The organism is Pseudomonas sp. JS3066, assembly GCF_036328175.1.
Taxonomy (GTDB): Bacteria; Pseudomonadota; Gammaproteobacteria; order Pseudomonadales; family Pseudomonadaceae; genus Metapseudomonas.
In genome coordinates this window covers 5,913,751-5,930,023 of record NZ_CP143312.1, presented here as the reverse complement: position 1 = coordinate 5,930,023, position 16,273 = coordinate 5,913,751, and the positions used below count along the sequence as shown (strand labels likewise).

The 16,273-nt window shown below is 64.1% G+C and carries 16 protein-coding genes; 4 read left to right on the top strand and 12 right to left on the bottom strand.

Features of this window, described 5'->3' with window-relative positions; all coding sequences use genetic code 11:
- Positions 1 to 38 precede the first annotated feature (38 nt).
- Complete coding sequence (locus SA496_RS27825; protein ID WP_120653501.1) at positions 39 to 782, bottom strand: substrate-binding periplasmic protein; 744 nt, start codon at positions 780 to 782, stop codon at positions 39 to 41.
- A 227-nt stretch (positions 783 to 1,009) separates the two neighbouring features.
- Here SA496_RS27825 and yccS point away from each other — a divergent pair, with 227 nt between their 5' ends.
- Together yccS and SA496_RS27815 are read left to right on the top strand one after the other, a co-directional pair.
- Positions 1,010 to 3,187 carry a YccS family putative transporter gene (gene yccS / locus SA496_RS27820; RefSeq protein WP_120653502.1) on the top strand — a complete coding sequence of 726 codons (2,178 nt, stop codon included), beginning with the start codon at positions 1,010 to 1,012 and terminating at the stop codon, positions 3,185 to 3,187.
- Between the two features lie 174 nt (positions 3,188 to 3,361).
- Positions 3,362 to 3,817, top strand: a complete 456-nt coding sequence (locus SA496_RS27815) for an REP-associated tyrosine transposase (protein WP_417714988.1) — start codon at positions 3,362 to 3,364, stop codon at positions 3,815 to 3,817.
- Between the two features lie 128 nt (positions 3,818 to 3,945).
- Here SA496_RS27815 and SA496_RS27810 read toward each other — a convergent pair whose 3' ends face one another.
- Positions 3,946 to 5,361: an aminotransferase-like domain-containing protein gene (locus SA496_RS27810; RefSeq protein ID WP_120653504.1), complete on the bottom strand. Its 1,416-nt coding sequence runs from the start codon at positions 5,359 to 5,361 to the stop codon at positions 3,946 to 3,948.
- Between the two features lie 187 nt (positions 5,362 to 5,548).
- On the opposite strand from SA496_RS27810, the gene SA496_RS27805 reads away from it, so the two are divergent.
- On the top strand, positions 5,549 to 5,782 hold the full coding sequence (locus SA496_RS27805) for a DUF1127 domain-containing protein (protein WP_120655301.1): 234 nt from the start codon (positions 5,549 to 5,551) through the stop codon (positions 5,780 to 5,782).
- Between the two features lie 20 nt (positions 5,783 to 5,802).
- Here the strand turns inward: SA496_RS27805 and SA496_RS29390 are convergent, their stop codons facing one another.
- The 5 genes from SA496_RS29390 to SA496_RS27780 all read right to left on the bottom strand — a co-directional run bounded on the left by SA496_RS29390 (position 5,803) and on the right by SA496_RS27780 (position 11,290).
- On the bottom strand, positions 5,803 to 6,393 hold the full coding sequence (locus SA496_RS29390; RefSeq protein ID WP_372240472.1) for a methyl-accepting chemotaxis protein: 591 nt from the start codon (positions 6,391 to 6,393) through the stop codon (positions 5,803 to 5,805).
- Between the two features lie 1,629 nt (positions 6,394 to 8,022).
- Positions 8,023 to 8,913 carry a hypothetical protein gene (locus SA496_RS27795; RefSeq protein WP_330114788.1) on the bottom strand — a complete coding sequence of 297 codons (891 nt, stop codon included), beginning with the start codon at positions 8,911 to 8,913 and terminating at the stop codon, positions 8,023 to 8,025.
- 44 nt (positions 8,914 to 8,957) lie between these two features.
- Positions 8,958 to 9,818 carry an HDOD domain-containing protein gene (locus SA496_RS27790; RefSeq protein WP_330114787.1) on the bottom strand — a complete coding sequence of 287 codons (861 nt, stop codon included), beginning with the start codon at positions 9,816 to 9,818 and terminating at the stop codon, positions 8,958 to 8,960.
- An 84-nt stretch (positions 9,819 to 9,902) separates the two neighbouring features.
- Positions 9,903 to 10,658: a substrate-binding periplasmic protein gene (locus SA496_RS27785; RefSeq protein WP_120653508.1), complete on the bottom strand. Its 756-nt coding sequence runs from the start codon at positions 10,656 to 10,658 to the stop codon at positions 9,903 to 9,905.
- Between the two features lie 137 nt (positions 10,659 to 10,795).
- On the bottom strand, positions 10,796 to 11,290 hold the full coding sequence (locus tag SA496_RS27780) for a YgjP-like metallopeptidase domain-containing protein (protein WP_120653509.1): 495 nt from the start codon (positions 11,288 to 11,290) through the stop codon (positions 10,796 to 10,798).
- Between the two features lie 526 nt (positions 11,291 to 11,816).
- On the opposite strand from SA496_RS27780, the gene SA496_RS27775 reads away from it, so the two are divergent.
- Positions 11,817 to 12,488 carry a polysaccharide lyase family 7 protein gene (locus tag SA496_RS27775; RefSeq protein WP_120653510.1) on the top strand — a complete coding sequence of 224 codons (672 nt, stop codon included), beginning with the start codon at positions 11,817 to 11,819 and terminating at the stop codon, positions 12,486 to 12,488.
- Positions 12,489 to 12,620: 132 nt separating this feature from the next.
- On the opposite strand, the gene SA496_RS27770 is transcribed toward SA496_RS27775, so the two are convergent.
- The 5 genes from SA496_RS27770 to SA496_RS27750 all read right to left on the bottom strand — a co-directional run bounded on the left by SA496_RS27770 (position 12,621) and on the right by SA496_RS27750 (position 16,258).
- Positions 12,621 to 13,076: a hypothetical protein gene (locus SA496_RS27770; protein WP_330114786.1), complete on the bottom strand. Its 456-nt coding sequence runs from the start codon at positions 13,074 to 13,076 to the stop codon at positions 12,621 to 12,623.
- Positions 13,077 to 13,143: 67 nt separating this feature from the next.
- On the bottom strand, positions 13,144 to 14,208 hold the full coding sequence (gene fba, locus SA496_RS27765) for a class II fructose-bisphosphate aldolase (RefSeq protein WP_120653512.1): 1,065 nt from the start codon (positions 14,206 to 14,208) through the stop codon (positions 13,144 to 13,146).
- 122 nt (positions 14,209 to 14,330) lie between these two features.
- Complete coding sequence (locus SA496_RS27760) at positions 14,331 to 14,648, bottom strand: MliC family protein (RefSeq protein WP_120653513.1); 318 nt, start codon at positions 14,646 to 14,648, stop codon at positions 14,331 to 14,333.
- A gap of 46 nt (positions 14,649 to 14,694) precedes the next feature.
- Positions 14,695 to 14,889 carry a hypothetical protein gene (locus SA496_RS27755; RefSeq protein WP_120653514.1) on the bottom strand — a complete coding sequence of 65 codons (195 nt, stop codon included), beginning with the start codon at positions 14,887 to 14,889 and terminating at the stop codon, positions 14,695 to 14,697.
- A gap of 205 nt (positions 14,890 to 15,094) precedes the next feature.
- Positions 15,095 to 16,258, bottom strand: a complete 1,164-nt coding sequence (locus SA496_RS27750) for a phosphoglycerate kinase (RefSeq protein WP_120653515.1) — start codon at positions 16,256 to 16,258, stop codon at positions 15,095 to 15,097.
- Positions 16,259 to 16,273: the final 15 nt, after the last annotated feature.

Here is a 16,273-nt window from a genome sequence, read left to right as displayed (position 1 = left end):
ATTCGCAGCGCAGTCATTCCGACGTGCAGGAGGCCTTGTCAGGGGCTGGACAGGCCGTGGCGGGCGAAGATGGACTGATAGGTGCCGTCTTCGCGCATGGCCTCCATGGCCTGGTCGAACTCCTCCACCAATTGCCGATGCCGTGGGTGGCTACGGCGCACCAGGATGTGCAAGCCATTCTCGCTGAGCGGCCGGGGCAGGAACTCCAGCTGGTCGCGAATGCCCGCCAGCTCTCCATTGAGGTAGAAGCGCGCTACCAACTCGTCTTCCAGGGTCAGTTGCACACGCCCGGCGGCAAGCATTCGTGCCCCCATCTGGAAGTTCTTCACCGGCACCTTGCTCAGTCCCGCATCGGCATCGAAGCTCGGCAGATAGCTATAGCCACGCACCACGGCAATGCTCTGGTGTTTCAGATCGGCCGACGACTGGAACAGGAAATCGCTGCCCTTGCGCTTGAGGAAGAGGACGCGATTGGTCAGGTACGGCTTGGAGAACTCACCGTAGCCCGCTCGCTCCTCGCTGTACCAGGCATTGACGATCAGGTCGTAATCGCCCACCTGGACTCCGCGTAGGGCGCGAGCCCATGGCACCTGGACAAACTCGGGGCGGTGCCCGGCGCGCTTGAGCGCGGTGCTCACCAACTCGCTCGCAAGTCCATTGCCCGGCAGACTGGCATCGGTGAAGGGCGGCCAGACATCGGCGGCCATGCGCAAGGTTTCAGCAGGGGCACTCGCGGTGGCGAGAAGCAGGGCGAAGAAGGCAAAACCACAGCGTCGTCTCATGCAAAGGCATCCGAGAACAGGTCTGGCCGGCAGGTAGCCAAGACTGCACGAAAACTTCGGCAGCGACCAGATACCCGGTACTTCCGTGCCTGATTCAGCGACCCCGCAATGTGACTCGCGCCGCGCTCCAGCATCGAATGCGACAGGGTGGCTGACAGCGCCACCCGCTGCCCTTAGGCTGTACCCGGCAGCACAGCCGTACACGGACATTCGCCCACAAGGCCCCTATGCCCTCGACCCGATTCACTCAAACGCTGCGCCGCCTCTGGGCGCTGGACAAGTTCAGCTACAGCCTGCGCGTCTTCGTCGCCCTCACTGGGAGCATGGCGCTGTGCTGGCAGCAGGACCGCCTGGACCTGCTGATTCCACTCTTCCTCGGCATCATTGCCAGCGCCCTGGCAGAAACCGACGACAGCTGGCAGGGGCGCCTGACGGCACTGCTGGTGACCCTCGGCTGCTTCAGCGTCGCCTCGCTGTCCGTGGAACTGCTGTTCCCCTATCCATGGGTCTTCGTCGGCGCCCTGGCCGTGGCCAGCTTCGGCCTGACCATGCTCGGCGCCCTTGGCGAGCGCTACGCCACCATCGCCTCAGCGACGCTGATCCTCTCCATCTACACCATGATCGGCGTCGACCAGCGCGGCGGTGTGCTCACCAACCTCTGGCAGGAACCCGCCCTGCTGGTGGCCGGCGCCGCCTGGTACGGCCTGCTCTCGGTACTCTGGCAGGCGCTCTTCACCCACCAGCCGGTGCAGCAGAGCCTGGCCCGGCTGTTCCGCGAGCTGGGACAGTACCTCAAACTGAAGTCAGCGCTGCTGGAACCGGTGCGCCAGCTCGACGTGGAAGCCCGTCGGCTGGAACTGGCGCGGCAGAACGGCAAGGTCGTGGCCGCACTGAACGCAACCAAGGAGATCATCCTGCACCGGGTCGGCAACGGCCGGCCCGGCCCAAAGGTCAGCCGCTACCTCAAGCTCTACTTCCTGGCGCAAGACATCCACGAGCGCGCCAGCTCCTCCCATTACGCCTATAACGAGCTGGCCGAAGCCTTCTTCCATAGTGACGTACTCTTCCGCTGCCAACGCCTGCTGCGCCAGCAAGGCGGCGCCTGCCAGGCACTGGGCCGCGCGATCCAGATGCGCCAGCCCTTCGACTACCTGGACGGAGCCCAGGCCCTGGAAGACCTGAACAAATCCCTGGAGCACCTGCGCATCCAGAGCAATCCGGCCTGGCGCGGCCTGCTGCGCTCGCTCAACGCGCTGGCGCGCAACCTCGGCACCCTTGACCGCCTGCTGATCGATGCCAGCAACCCCGACGCCCTCGCCGAAGCCCAGGACGCCAGCCTGCTGGATCGCTCGCCGAAAGGACTGAAAGACGTCTGGGAACGCCTCAGGCAGAACCTCACCCCCACATCCCTGGTGTTCCGCCACGCGCTGCGCATGGCCCTGGCCCTGACCGCCGGCTATGGCGTGCTGCACCTGATCCACCCCGAGCAGGGCTACTGGATCCTGCTGACCACGGTATTCGTCTGCCAGCCCAACTTTGGCGCCACCCGGCGCAAACTGGTACAGCGGATCGTCGGCACTCTGCTCGGCCTGGCGCTGGGTTGGGCGCTGTTCGACCTGTTCCCCAGCGCCCTGGTGCAATCGGTCTTCGCGGTGGTCGCCGGGGTGATCTTCTTCGCCACCCGCGCCACTCGCTACACCCTGGCCACGGCCGCGATCACGCTGATGGTGCTGTTCTGCTTCAACCAGATCGGCAACAGCTACGGCCTGTTCCTGCCACGTCTGGTGGACACGCTGCTCGGCGCGCTGATCGCCGGCCTGGCGGTGATCTTCATCCTGCCCGACTGGCAGGGTCGCCGGCTCAACCAGGTGGTGGCCAACACGCTCGCCTGCAACAGCCGCTACCTGCGGCAGATCATGCAGCAGTACGCCATCGGCAAACGCGACGACCTGGCCTACCGCCTGGCCCGACGCAACGCCCACAACGCCGACGCGGCGCTGTCCACCACCCTCTCCAACATGCTCATGGAGCCGGGCCACTTCCGGAAGGAAGCGGACATCGGCTTCCGCTTCCTGGTGCTTTCCCACACGCTGCTGAGCTATCTCTCCGCGCTCGGCGCGCACCGCAGCGAAACCCCCGGTGAAGCCCTGACGCCGACCATCAATGAAGCCGCCGAACAGATTGCCGAAAGCCTGGACTGCATCGCCCAGGGCCTGACCGACCGCCGCCCGATCAGTATCCATCGCGACGAGGAGGATGCACTCGCCAAGGCCCTGGAGCAGCTTCCGGAAGACATGGACGACCGCCCACGCCTGGTGCAGACCGAGCTGGGACTGATCTGTCGGCAGCTAGGGGCGCTGCGGACCCTGGCGGCGCATCTGCTGAATGAGGGGAAGGTGGCGTAGGAGAGTCATCCGCCGCCTGCACCACATGCCTTGTGGGAGCGAATTCATTCGCGAATGCTTTCCCACAAGTCGTAGGGGTTCATCCGTTCGCTACATTCAGTGAATTCCCAGCTTCGGCAGGCGCCGGCTTCTGCCACGGACTTTTACAGTCTTTGCCTTCGACATCAGGACGCAATGGACATGCCGAGCAAGGACCTCAGGGCGGGCAGAATTTCTCTGCCCGGCCAGATCTACCACATCACCACCACTACGGAAGGCCGACGGCCCCTGTTCAGGGACTTCACCCACGCCCGAATCGCCATCGCCGAGCTACGTCGCTTGCATGAGCAGAATGTGATCAATTCATTGGCCTGGGTACTGATGCCTGACCATCTGCATTGGCTGTTTCAACTCAGGGGACCCATCTCCCTTTCGACCGTCGTCAAGGTCTTCAAGGGGCGGTCCGCGAGACAGCTCGGAATGCAGTCGGGCATTGACGGCGTGGTCTGGCAGCCCGGGTTCCATGACCACGGTTTGCGGCGGGACGAGGATGTGTTGAAGGTCGCTCGCTATATCGTGTCCAACCCTTTGCGGGCAGGATTGGTGGCCCACATCGGCGACTATCCCTTCTGGGACGCACACTGGCTCTGAATGGAACCGAGCCCGTGGGGGCGAGTTCATTCGCGATGCGGGCCACTGGCCTGCCTCATCCTGCCGAATTCATTCGCGGTTTTCGCGAATGAATTCGCTCCTACAGGAAAACGCCCTGAAACCCCGGATTACGCCCCCATCAACTCCTTGATCGTCTCCCCCACCTTCCGCACCGCCGCTTCGATCGCCGGGGTCGGCTTGGAGGAGTAGTTCATCCGCAGGCAGTTCCGGTACTTGCCGGAGGCGGAGAAGATGCTGCCGGCGGCGATCTGTACGCCTTTGGGCAGCAAGGCGCGGTTCAGGCGCAAGGTGTCGAAATCCTCGGGCAGCTCCACCCACAGCATGAAGCTGCCCTGGGGCCGGCTGGCGCGGGTGCCTTCGGGGAAATAGCGCATCACCCAGTCAATCATCTGGTCGCGGCTGTGTTGGTACTGGCTGCGCATGCGCCGCAGGTGCGGTTCGTAGTGGCCCTTGCCGATGAACTCGGCCAGCGCCAGTTGCGGCTGGGTCGCCGTGGCGCCGGTGGAGATGTACTTCATGTGCAGCACGCGGTCGAGGTAGCGGCCGGGAGCGATCCAGCCGACGCGAATACCCGGCGCCACTGTCTTGGAGAATGAACTGCAGAGCAGCACACGGCCGTCGTCGTCGAAAGACTTGATGGTGCGCGGACGCGGGTACTGGTAAGCGAGGTCGCCGTACACGTCGTCTTCCAGGATCGGCACGTCGTAGCGCTGGGCCAGCGTGACCAGGGCGCGCTTGCGTGCCTCCGGCATGATGTAGCCCAGCGGGTTGTTGCAGTTCGGGGTGAGCTGGATCAGCTTGATCGGCCACTGCTCCAGGGCCATTTCCAGCGCCTCCAGGCTGATGCCGTTGAGCGGGTCCGTGGGCAGCTCAAGGGCCTTCATGCCGAAGCCCTTCAGGGTCTGCATGGCGCCGTGGAAGCTCGGCGAATCCACCGCGACTATGTCACCCGGCTCGCACGTGGAGCGAATCGCTACCGACAGCGCCTCGTGGCAGCCAGTGGTGATGACGATATCGCTGGCGGGGATCTGGCAACCGGAATCCAGCGCCAGGCGCGCCACCTGTTCACGCAACGCCTCGGTGCCGTAGATGCTGTCGTAGTAGAGGCCGCTGCCGTCCTGGCGTCGGCTGATCTGGCCGAGGCTGCGCAACAAGGGTTTCAAGGTCGGGCTGGTGATGTCAGGCATGCCGCGACCGAGTTGCAGGACGTTGTCCTTGGCGCTGCGCTTGATCAGATCGAGCACGTCGTTCCACTGCGATACATCCACCGGCCGCTGCGGCGCGCGGCTCATCGCCGGCAGCGCGGGTGTCTGACGGCGCGGCGGCACGAAGTAGCCGGACTTCGGCCTGGGTTCAGCCAGTCCGCCATCCTCGAGAATCCGGTAGGCCTGCTGCACCGTGCTCAGGCTCACGCCGTGCTCCAGGCTCAGTGCACGCACCGAAGGCAGGCGGTCGCCGGGGCGGTAATAGCCCTGTTCGATGCGCTCGCCAAGAGTTTCGGCCAGTTTGATGTAGAGCTTCATGACAGTCTCCTGAATCGGAGTTAACACGCAGCAGGACCATTACAGATGGGTGCTGAACTGGGGATTCAGATAGAAAACCACGCAATCTGTATGAAGAAAATATACAGATCGTGAATCTGTATTGTGAAATTGCCGACGGACATCATGTTCTCACCCCGATCCACCACAGGGCATGAGGAACGCAATGATGAACGGCCTGAGCGATGTACGCCTGACTCTCCACGCACGGGAACTGGAACAGGAGCAGCGCACGCCTGTATCCCTCGCATCCGCCCTGTCGGGCAATCGCTGGGACCGTTTCTGGATGCGCCTGCACACCCGTCGCAAGCTGCTGGAACTGGATGACCACGCCCTGCGGGACATTGGCCTGACCCGCGAACAAGCGCTGGATGAGGCCCTCAAACCCTTCTGGAGAGTCTGAGGGCCGGCCCGGCTGCTTCCTCAGGCGAGACGGAAGCGGCCGGTGTTCTGGGTCAGGGCGTGGCTGCCCTGCTGCAGCTGCTGGGCGGCCACCTGGACGGACTGCGCGCCCTGCAGCAACAGGTTGGCGGCCTGGTCCACCTGCTGGATGCTGCCGCTCACCTCGTCCGCCGTGGCGGCCTGCTGCTCGGAAGCGGTGGCAATCTGCGCCAGGCGATCACTCACCCGCTGCACCGCCTCGGCGATCCCGGAAAGGTCGGCGCCCATGGCCAGCACGTTATCCACGTCGGTTGCGGCCTGGCCGAAGGCGGCCTCGATCTGTGCCACGGTCTCGCCCACCACGGTCTGCAACGCTGCGACCGTTTGCGCGATCTCGGCGGTCGAGTCCTGGGTACGCCGGGACAAGCTGCGCACTTCGTCCGCCACCACGGCGAAGCCACGCCCCTGCTCGCCGGCCCGCGCCGCTTCGATAGCGGCGTTCAGCGCCAGCAGGTTGGTCTGCTCGGCGATGCCCTTGATCACATCCACCACCTGGTTGATCTGCCGGGTCTGCTCGCGGAGCTGCTGCAACGCAGCCACGCTGTTGCCCAGGTTGCTGCTGAGCTGATTCATGCTGGCGCTGGTGCGCGCGCTGCGCTGGTTGCTCTGCATGGCGATCTCACGTGTGTGCAGCGCATCACGGGCGGCGTCCTCGCAACTCGAAGCGACGCTCTGGGCAGTTGCAGCCAACTGGGTGGCGGCAGCGGCAATCTGGCTGACCTGGCCCTGCTGCTGTTCCACTGATACCAGCGTATTCCGCGCCTGGTTGCTGAGCTGCTCGACCGTGCCGCCCAGCTGTTCGCTTTCGCGATTCACCCCCAGCAACGACTCGCGCAATTGCGCCAGGGCTGCGTTGAGGGCCTCGGCAATGCCCGCAAGGTCGTCGCGTCCATGGACCCTCGCCGTGACCCTGAGATCACCGCCGCGCAGCCCTTCGGTCGCTTCGGTGATGCTCGCGGTGCCCCGGCGGATGGACTGGTTCAGGCACAGGAGCATGTACAACGCCAGCAGCGTCAGCGCCGCGAACCCCCCCATCACCTCCGTCATGCTGCCCAGCGCTTGTTCGCGATACTCGCCCAGGCGCGACGCCATGCGTGCCTGCAGTGCCTGCTGCAAGTCCTGCAGGCGACCGTTCAGTGCGTCCACCAGACTGACGAACTGCGCAGGTGTCAGGGTGAAAGGCGTTGACTCGAAGACCTGTTTGTCCACCCCGGCGAGGAAGCCGGCCATGCCTTCGTCCGCTGCGGCGAACGGCGCTTCCAGCGCGCTCATGTCACCCGGCGCCAGGGCCAGCGCCTTGCGGGCCTTGCGCAACTGGCGCGCGGTGTCCCCCAGGGCGCGACGCAGGTCGCGCAGAGCCACCCGGCTCTGCAGGGTGAAGTGCTGCGCCACCAACGCCCCATGGCCGTTACTGGCGAAGCTGCCCAGGGTTTCCTGCAGGCGCGGTTGCACGCTGGTGAGCTGCTCCATCATCAGATAGGTGTCGAGCCAGGGATCGAGGATCAGCCCGGAATCGGTGGCAACCTGTTCGCGCAGTGCCTGGAGCACCTGCAGGATGCCCTGGTAGCGCTCCAGCCCGTCGGGAAGCGCCAGGGACAGTACCCCGTCCAGCTTCACCTGACTGGCACGCCCCTGGAGCTCATCGAACAGCACCTGGCTCTGCCCGGCGATGCCTTCCACCTTGAGCTGCACCGCCACCTGATCCAGCGCCTTGGCCAATGCGGCGGCACGCTGTTCCAGCGCCGGGCGCGCGCGCTCGTCGCCACCCTTGAGGCGCGCCAGCAGGAAGCGCTGGCCATCGAGTTCATGCTGCACGACGGAAAGGGCCTGCACGACTCGCAAGCCGCTCAGTTCGCCGTCCACGACCCCGAGGCGATCACGGTAATCACCAACTATCACGGACAGGGCATAACCCAGGGGCAGGATGAACAACAGGAAGAGCAACTGGAACTTGCGGGCGAAACTGAAGCGCTCGAGTAGGCGTACCCCTGGCGTGAGCAAAGCTGTCATTGCGACCCCTCGTCTGGTTCCGGTCACCCGTGCCAGGCGGGAGGGTGTCTCCCGGGCAATGTGTCCGGCCTTTCGTTCTTTTTGTGGAGGACTCCCCTGGGAACGGGGATTAACCGCCGGAGAATAGTAGCTTTGTGCTATTGCACAGAAGAGGCCGGTCACGATCTCGACCGAGGATGTCGCGCGGCTGTATCAGGGCCAGGGCTTCCAGTCCCGAGACGGCTTGTTCAATGGAGCCTGCAGCCGCTGGAAGCCAGGTTGCGCCTGGAGCTTGCGCAAGGCTTCGGTCAGGCGCTTGTCCACGTGGCTGCCACGCGGGGTATCCGGTACCAGCCACCTCACCGGATAGAGGCCGAAATCCTGGGCGCGCAGTTGTTCACGCAGTCCCAGGCGATCGATTTCGTGTTCGGTCTCGTTCACGGCGAAGACGTAGCCATCGATGCGGCCGCGCACCAGCTTCTGCAGGCTGGCCTCGATGCTGTTGCCAGACAGCGCCGGAAAGCCAAGCCAGGGCGCATGGGCGCGATCAGTCTCGACCTTGTAGGGAAAGGCCAGGCTGCGCAGGGCCGGTGTCACGGTCGGCGCGGCGAGCTGCTCCTGTAGCTCATCCACGCGCCAGCTGTGTCCCAGCAGCGGCATCAGTTGCGCCTGCTGGCCGGCATCGAGACCGCTTGCGGCCAGCCGCTCGCTACTGAGCGCATGGGCCGGATCAAGCAACTGGGCGACGCTCAGGCTATTGGCACGCCGGGTGAACAGGCCGAATCGAACCTCCCAGAGCAGGCCCGAGCCATAGCGCAACCCAGCCGGCAAACGCGGCAGGTTGCCGAGAAACGGCACCTGGAACTCGCACTGACCGTTCTGCAGCAGGTGAAAGGTGCGTGCGAAAGGGATGATCTGCAGCTCGAAATCGATATCCGGGAGCTGCTGGTCCATGGCTCGAACCAGGTCCAGCAGTGGTCCGGTGCCATCCGCTTCGGCCAGTCCGGGGACTTCAGCCACGGCCACTCGCCATTGCTCGGCAGCCGCGACGGTGCCGGCCCAGCACAGGCACAAACCGAGGTACAGCAGCGAGAGTCGGCGCATGAAACACCCCAGGGCAGCGGTACGCCTGAGTATAGGTGCGCCCTCTATCGCAGCAGGCTGACCATGCGCTGGATCGCATCCTGGTGCGCGGACACCAGGGCCAGACCACCGTCGGCGTCCAGGGCATCCAGCGGAGGCGCCAGCTTACGGTAGGCGGCCAACTGCTCGATGGCTGGCAGCCGGGCCTGTCGCCCCTCATCGCGCAGGGCGTGGTAGAGCCCCAGGTTTACCAGATCAATCAGGCTGAGCCGGCCGCCACTGTCGACGTCCCACTGCCTGACGCTGCGCACGACGTCGATGTAGCTCTGATCCACCGCCCATTTCTTCAGCACGATCACACTCAGGGACTGGCCGTACTCCTGGCAGAGACGTGCGTAGACCTCTGGGCTCGGGACCTGGCTGGCGTCCTTGAAGGCGGAGAGCACCGCCAGATCGCCGACATCACAGAGCAGGCTGGCCAGCATTGCGTGGTCTGGCGAGGTGAAACCCAGGGGGCGGGCAAGCACCGCACTGATGGCGGCATGACGTGTAAGCCGTCCCCAGACACCGATGAACAGTTGCTTGTGGGCGGCGCTGTGGAGGGTGAAGAGACTTTTCAGGCTGTGGATCAGGGTGATGCGATCCACCTCCTGCAGGCCGAGCAGACGGATCACATCTTCCAGCGTCCGCGGCGGCGTGCTGGAGCGGAACATGATGCTGGAGGCGTGCTTCATCAGCAGCGCGCTGAGTGCCGGGTCCTTGCTGATCACCTGCTTCAAACGCGCGACGGATACGTTCGGGTCGGCCAGGGCGCGGCGGATGTCCAGGGTGATCATTGGCAGGCTGGGGAGTTGCTCCTCGCCATTCATCAGCTGCGTGACCACCTTTCGGTAGATCGAGTAATCCGACTCTGCTGCGCTCAACACGGTTCTCCCCATTTTTTGTGGCCGCAGTGTAGCTATGCGCCATCACGGCGCCCATGGGAGTCTGATGCCAATCGGACGGATTGCTCAGGGCAGCGGCACGCCATAGGGCCTGGCGAGATCCTTCAGCCGACCATCGGCACGCATCTGTTTCAGCACACGACCGATGTCGTCGCGCAGCTGTCGGTGGGATTCCCCCCTGGGCAAGGCGAAGTAGCCGACCTGGGTATCGATCACCGGCGTGAGCTTTCTCACCTTGCCGGAGATGCCCAGCTCCACTATGCGCGGCCGGGAATCGCGCTCGTTGCTCGCGGCCAGGTCGGCGCGGCCCGCCATCAGCAGCCGGAACGCCAGTTCGACCGAGGGCGTTACATGCAGGTCCAGCTGGCCGCGCATAGCCTCGAATCGCTCGCCGTAGATCCAGCCATGGATGATGGCGATCCGTTGTCCCTTCAGGCTTGCCAGGGTGCCGTCCCAGGCGGAGGACGTCTCACTGCGCGCGTAGAACACCACGCTGTCGCGATAGAAGCCGGGCTCGGCAAACTGGAAGCGAAGCTCCCGTGCGGCGGTCCGATAGGGGCCGATCAGCACATCGGCGCGGCCCTCCTCCACCAGCTTCTGGGCGCGCGCCCAGGGGTAGCTTTCGAAGCGCACCTGATCGCCCAGGTCGCTGGCGATCGCACGCATCACGTCGATGCCCAGACCACTGGGTGCGCCCTTGGCATCGAGGACATAGATTCCGGGGAATTCGGTGCCGACCGCGAGCAGTTCACGGCCATCGGCGAAGGGGATCAGGCCCAGCACCCAGAGAATGACGCAGAGGGTACGAAATCTCGGACGCATGTCCGCGGGCCTCGGTCGGCTGCTACCTATGAGCCTAGTCGGGCAGACATTGCTTTTCATGCCCCCGTGCGCTGGAGCCGAACACCGATGCTGGACCGATGGCGCGTGATCCGATCAAAGCGACGAGCCAGCTCCGGTCAGGTCGGCAGTTCTCGCCAGGTAAGGTAGATGCGCAGGTCGAACTCCAGCTGGTGGTAGCCAGGCAGCATGTGCTCGCAGAGCTGGTAGAAGGCCTTGGTGTGATCGCGCTCCTTCAGGTGCGCCAACTCGTGGACCAGGATCATCTGCAGGAACTCCGGAGCGGCTTCCTTGAACAGCGAGGCGACGCGGATTTCCTTCTTCGCCTTGAGCTTACCGCCCTGAACCCGCGATATCGCGGTGTTCAGGCCAAGGGCCTTGTGCACCACATCGAGCTTGTTGTCGTAGAGCACCTTGTCCGGCGCCGGAGCGTTGCGCAGGTGCTCCTGCTTCAGGGCCATGGCGTAGCTGTACAGCGCCTTGTCGCTCTGCACCTCATGCCGTCCCGGGTAACGCCGCTCCAGGTAATCACCGAGACGGCCGGTGGCGATCATTTGCGCGACCTGGTCCTGGAGGCTGGCCGGGTAGCCACGGAGGTACTTGAGACTGGTCATGACGAAACAGGCGGAAATTGAAGGCGCGACAGTCTACCCGAGCAGGGCGAACCGCGAGCGTCTCCCGACCAGTCGACTGCCTCCCGAAAAGTTCCCAGGGGCTTTGCGACGCAGTTCAAGGTTCCAGCAAATTCCCCTTCGAGCGCACCACAGACATCGCTGATAGCACCGAGCCAGAGCCTTTCAAAAAACCGGCGCGGCTGATCAGAAAATTTCCTTATCCATCAAGGCCGGTCATTTCCGGCCGTTTTCTGCTGCCCACGGAAAGGCAATATCGCAATACTGGCCAATGCCAGATTTGACGTATTATTGACGCCAATATGCCGACAATCGGTAACTGACAAAGGCACCAGCGCCTTCGTATAAAGCGCTCGCGAGACGGCCAAACGCCTTCGGACGAAACGGCGGGCAACTGCCACATGCAACCTCACTTTTGGTTCGAGCGACATTGGCCGGAACACTGTCCTGCATTCGTGTGACGTGGACTCGCAGCGCCCGACCGGAAGCTTCTTTCGAGAACTCCGTGATGATCGACCTCTCCACCTGGAACCTGACCCTTCCCGTAGGCGTACCCGCTGTCACCATCGAAACCCCGCTACTGGTGGGCGGCTACCGCGACTACTACTTCCAGAATGACGGCGCCACCGTGCGCTTCTGGGTACCGGTAAACGGCAGCACTACTGCCAACGCCGTCTACCCACGCAGCGAACTGCGCGAAACCTATGCCGATGGCAAGCTGCGCAACTGGACCTACCCCAGCGCCGACAACCTGCTCAGCGCCAACCTTGCGGTCAGCCAGGTACCCTCCACCGGCAAGCTGGTAATCGGCCAGATCCACGCCTACGGCAGCACCAGCCCCATGCTCAAGCTGGAGTACCAGTTCAAGACCAAGACGCAGACCGCCAACATCGTCGCCAAGGTGCGCAACTCCCCCGACGACGAAACCAGCGTGGTGATCCCTTTGCTCAGCGGCATCCCGCTCAACCAGCGCTTCAGTTACGTGATCGACCTGACACCCAACGGTCTGCTCAGCGTCATGGTCAATGGCAGCCTGTGGAGCCAACAGCTCTCCACAGCCTGGGCGCCGAAACCGCTGTACTTCAAGGCGGGGGTGTATGCGCAGGACAACGAGGGATATGAGACGGAAGCGGGAGCGGCGACCTTCTACAGCCTGAAGATCGAGCATCGGGCGCCTTGAGCCCCCTCCCCCCTGGCCCCTCTCCCTGAAGAGGAGAGGGGTGACTCGCGCCTGAATGCATGCAGACGCTGGAAACTGGGCGTGATGCCGAACTCAAACGACGGCCTTGGTACAAACTGGCGCCCCTCTCACTCAGGGAGAGGGGCTGGGGGTGACGGGCTCGACGCACCGCGCCAGCGCCTTCGGATCGAGCAACGAGCAGGGGTCACCGCCCAGATAGCTGCGATACACCCGCAGCAGATCCCCTTCGCTGATCCGGCAATCGCCCGCCGGGCACTGGCTGGCGAACTCGAAGCGCCCAGCGGGCGGGTCGGCCAGGCGGATCTTCAACGACGGCCAGCCGGACGGTTTCGCCGCCGACGGCGTGAACAACCAGACGCCCTTACGCTGCACCAGGGCGCCGCCGGCTTCGGCATAGTCGAAGACGAACATCAGGGTGCGCGATGTCTTGGTGGTGCAGTCGGTGCGATCCAGGCATTGCTGCGGATCGCTGGCTACCGGCTCGGGCGGCGGCGCAGGGGCCACCGGCGGCTGGCCGGCGCAACCCGTGAGCAGCAGGGCGAAACCCATCATCAGGGGCAGGCGCATCGGAAACTCCTGTTGCCGGATACGAAAGAGCCCCGCATGGCGGGGCTCCTCGTGAAGCACGACGGGATCAGTTGACCTTGGCGGCCAGCTCGCCCTTGGCGTAACGCTGGAACATACCTTCCAGGGAGACCGGCTTGATCTTGGAGGCGTTGCCGGCAGTGCCGAAAGCTTCGTAACGGGCGATGCAGATGTCGCGCATGGCTTCGACAGTCTTGGCGAAGTATTTGCGCGGATCGAACTCGGCCGGGTTCTTGGCCAGGAAGCTACGGATGGCACCAGTGGAGGCCAGACGCAGGTCGGTGTCGATGTTGACCTTGCGCACGCCGTACTTGATGCCTTCGACGATCTCTTCGACCGGCACACCGTAGGTTTCCTTAATGTCGCCGCCGAACTCGTTGATGATCGCCAGCCAGTCCTGCGGAACGGAGGAAGAACCGTGCATCACCAGGTGGGTGTTGGGGATGCGCTTGTGGATTTCCTTGATGCGGTCGATGGCGAGGATGTCACCGGTCGGCGGCTTGGTGAACTTGTAGGCGCCGTGGCTGGTGCCGATGGCGATGGCCAGGGCGTCCACCTGGGTCTTCTTGACGAAGTCGGCAGCCTCTTCCGGGTCGGTCAGCATCTGGCTGTGATCCAGGATGCCTTCCGCGCCAACGCCATCTTCCTCGCCGGCCTGGCCGGTTTCCAGGGAACCCAGGCAACCCAGTTCGCCTTCCACGGACACGCCGCAGGCGTGGGCGAAGGCAACGGTCTGCTGGGTAACGCGGACGTTGTACTCGTAGTCGGACGGGGTCTTGCCGTCTTCACGCAGGGAGCCGTCCATCATCACGGAAGAGAAGCCCAGCTGAATGGAGCGCTGGCAGACGTCGGGGCTGGTGCCGTGGTCCTGGTGCATGCACACCGGGATGTGCGGGAATTCTTCGATGGCAGCCAGGATCAGGTGGCGCAGGAAGGGAGCGCCGGCATATTTGCGAGCACCCGCGGAGGCCTGCACGATCACCGGGGAATCGGTCTTGTCGGCCGCTTCCATGATGGCGCGCATCTGTTCCAGGTTGTTGACGTTGAAAGCCGGAACGCCGTAGCCGAATTCGGCGGCGTGGTCCAGCATCTGGCGCATGCTGATGAGTGCCATGGTGTTTCAGTCTCCCGATTGGGTGGGCTGTCAAATTACAAAGCCTGCCGCAGGGGCAGGCCGGGTTCAAGTTCCCGGGGAGGAGCGGTCATCCGCCAACCCCGGGGGAAATCAAAAACGGGTCAGAGGGCCTTGCAGCCGCGACCGATCAGATCATCGGTCGCCACCCAGTAGACCAGGCCTTCATCACCCTTGGTGTGGAAAGCCAGGTTGCCGTCGCTGTAGAGCGCGCCGGAGCCCGAGGGTTCCCGCTTCAGGCGGTGGACGATGTCACCACCACCCAGGCGCAGGTCGATGCTCTCCTGAGTCGCATCACTGAAACGCCACAGCACTTCGGCCTGGCTGTCGCAGACCCAGCGGGCCCAGTCGTCGCTGGGGGCCTGCTGACCAGCGCAACCCGCCAACAGCGCGACGCCCGCGAAGGCGAACCATCCTTTCATCCACGTCTCCTTGGGGGATGGCTCCGGCCATCCGCGCACCGCTCCGTCATGGGCAGTGCTGTTGTCCTTCATCGCTCATAGTGGGGTCGCCACTGGCCTGAGCCTCCACCCGCTGGTCGTCCTGGTTGCTCGGGACTATCACCTGGGGCGGGCTGATCACTTCACAGGTGCTGGACGGCTTGCCACCGGCACAACCCCAGAGTCCAGCACAGAGAATCAGCAGAATCGCAGCGTAGCGCATGGCAGGCACTCCTCTTTGCATCCCCTATCAAGGGACCACGGGGGCCTGCCATGGTTTAGGCCTTTTACACCAGCGACACTGATCTTCACGGCCTCGCGAGCTAGAAAAGAGCAAGGCGAAAATGGCTGAAGACGCGGAGTTTACGACTGTAAATGAGCAGTCTGAAGCCATTTTCAACGCAGCTATTCCGACGCGCAGCAGGCCGTTACGCCTTGGCGCGCTGCTCCAGCACTTCCACGGCGGGCAGCACCTTACCTTCGACGAACTCCAGGAAAGCGCCACCGCCGGTGGAGATGTAGGAGATCTGCTCGTTCACGCCGTACTTGTCGATCGCGGCCAGGGTGTCGCCACCGCCGGCGATGGAGAAGGCCGGGCTTTCAGCGATGGCCTGGGCCAGGACTTTGGTGCCGTTGCCGAACTGGTCGAACTCGAATACGCCGACCGGACCGTTCCAGAGGATGGTCTTGGAGGACTTCAGCAGCTCGGCGAACTGGGCAGCGGTCTGCGGACCGATGTCCAGGATCATGTCGTCGTCGGCGACGTCGGCAATGGCCTTGACGGTAGCAGCGGCGCTCTCGGCGAACTCCTTGGCAACCACCACGTCAACCGGCAGCGGCACGCTGACCTTCGCGGCGATGGCCTTGGCGGTATCCACCAGGTCGGCTTCGTACAGGGACTTGCCCACCTTGTAGCCGGCGGCAGCGAGGAACGTGTTGGCGATGCCGCCACCAACGATCAGTTGGTCGCAGATCTGCGACAGGGAATTCAGAACGTCCAGCTTGGTGGAAACCTTGGAGCCGGCAACGATCGCGGCCATCGGACGGGCCGGGTTACCCAGGGCCTTGCCCAGGGCGTCCAGCTCGGCGGCCAGCAGCGGGCCGGCCGCAGCGACCTTGGCGAACTTGGCCACGCCGTGAGTGGAGCCCTCGGCGCGGTGGGCGGTGCCGAAGGCGTCCATCACGAAGACGTCGCACAGCGCCGCGTATTGCTGCGCCAGCTCATCGGCGTTCTTCTTCTCGCCCTTGTTGAAGCGCACGTTCTCGAACAGCACCACCTGGCCGGGGGCAACGTCGACGCCGCCCAGATAGTCGGCCACCAGCGGCACTTCACGGCCCAGGGCCTTGCTCAGGTAGTCAGCCACCGGCTTCAGGCTGTTCTCTTCAGAAAACTCGCCTTCGGTGGGACGGCCCAGGTGGGAGCAGACCATTACCGCCGCGCCCTTCTCCAATGCCAGCTTGATGGTCGGCAGGGAGGCAAGGATGCGCGCATCACTCTTCACGACGCCGTCCTTCACCGGCACGTTGAGATCCTCACGGATCAGCACGCGCTTACCCTGGAGGTCGAGGTCGGTCATTTTCAACACGGTCATGGGGTCAGTCCTTCA

What these genes read in the sequence shown, in the direction of transcription:
- SA496_RS27825 (WP_120653501.1), bottom strand. Translation starts at nt 782, where the DNA reads ATGAGACGACGCTGTGGTTTTGCCTTCTTCGCCCTGCTTCTCGCCACC.
- yccS (WP_120653502.1), top strand. Translation starts at nt 1,010, where the DNA reads ATGCCCTCGACCCGATTCACTCAAACGCTGCGCCGCCTCTGGGCGCTG.
- SA496_RS27815 (WP_417714988.1), top strand. Translation starts at nt 3,362, where the DNA reads ATGGACATGCCGAGCAAGGACCTCAGGGCGGGCAGAATTTCTCTGCCC.
- SA496_RS27810 (WP_120653504.1), bottom strand. Translation starts at nt 5,361, where the DNA reads ATGAAGCTCTACATCAAACTGGCCGAAACTCTTGGCGAGCGCATCGAA.
- SA496_RS27805 (WP_120655301.1), top strand. Translation starts at nt 5,549, where the DNA reads ATGAACGGCCTGAGCGATGTACGCCTGACTCTCCACGCACGGGAACTG.
- SA496_RS29390 (WP_372240472.1), bottom strand. Translation starts at nt 6,393, where the DNA reads ATGAATCAGCTCAGCAGCAACCTGGGCAACAGCGTGGCTGCGTTGCAG.
- SA496_RS27795 (WP_330114788.1), bottom strand. Translation starts at nt 8,913, where the DNA reads ATGCGCCGACTCTCGCTGCTGTACCTCGGTTTGTGCCTGTGCTGGGCC.
- SA496_RS27785 (WP_120653508.1), bottom strand. Translation starts at nt 10,658, where the DNA reads ATGCGTCCGAGATTTCGTACCCTCTGCGTCATTCTCTGGGTGCTGGGC.
- SA496_RS27780 (WP_120653509.1), bottom strand. Translation starts at nt 11,290, where the DNA reads ATGACCAGTCTCAAGTACCTCCGTGGCTACCCGGCCAGCCTCCAGGAC.
- SA496_RS27775 (WP_120653510.1), top strand. Translation starts at nt 11,817, where the DNA reads ATGATCGACCTCTCCACCTGGAACCTGACCCTTCCCGTAGGCGTACCC.
- SA496_RS27770 (WP_330114786.1), bottom strand. Translation starts at nt 13,076, where the DNA reads ATGCGCCTGCCCCTGATGATGGGTTTCGCCCTGCTGCTCACGGGTTGC.
- fba (WP_120653512.1), bottom strand. Translation starts at nt 14,208, where the DNA reads ATGGCACTCATCAGCATGCGCCAGATGCTGGACCACGCCGCCGAATTC.
- SA496_RS27760 (WP_120653513.1), bottom strand. Translation starts at nt 14,648, where the DNA reads ATGAAAGGATGGTTCGCCTTCGCGGGCGTCGCGCTGTTGGCGGGTTGC.
- SA496_RS27755 (WP_120653514.1), bottom strand. Translation starts at nt 14,889, where the DNA reads ATGCGCTACGCTGCGATTCTGCTGATTCTCTGTGCTGGACTCTGGGGT.
- SA496_RS27750 (WP_120653515.1), bottom strand. Translation starts at nt 16,258, where the DNA reads ATGACCGTGTTGAAAATGACCGACCTCGACCTCCAGGGTAAGCGCGTG.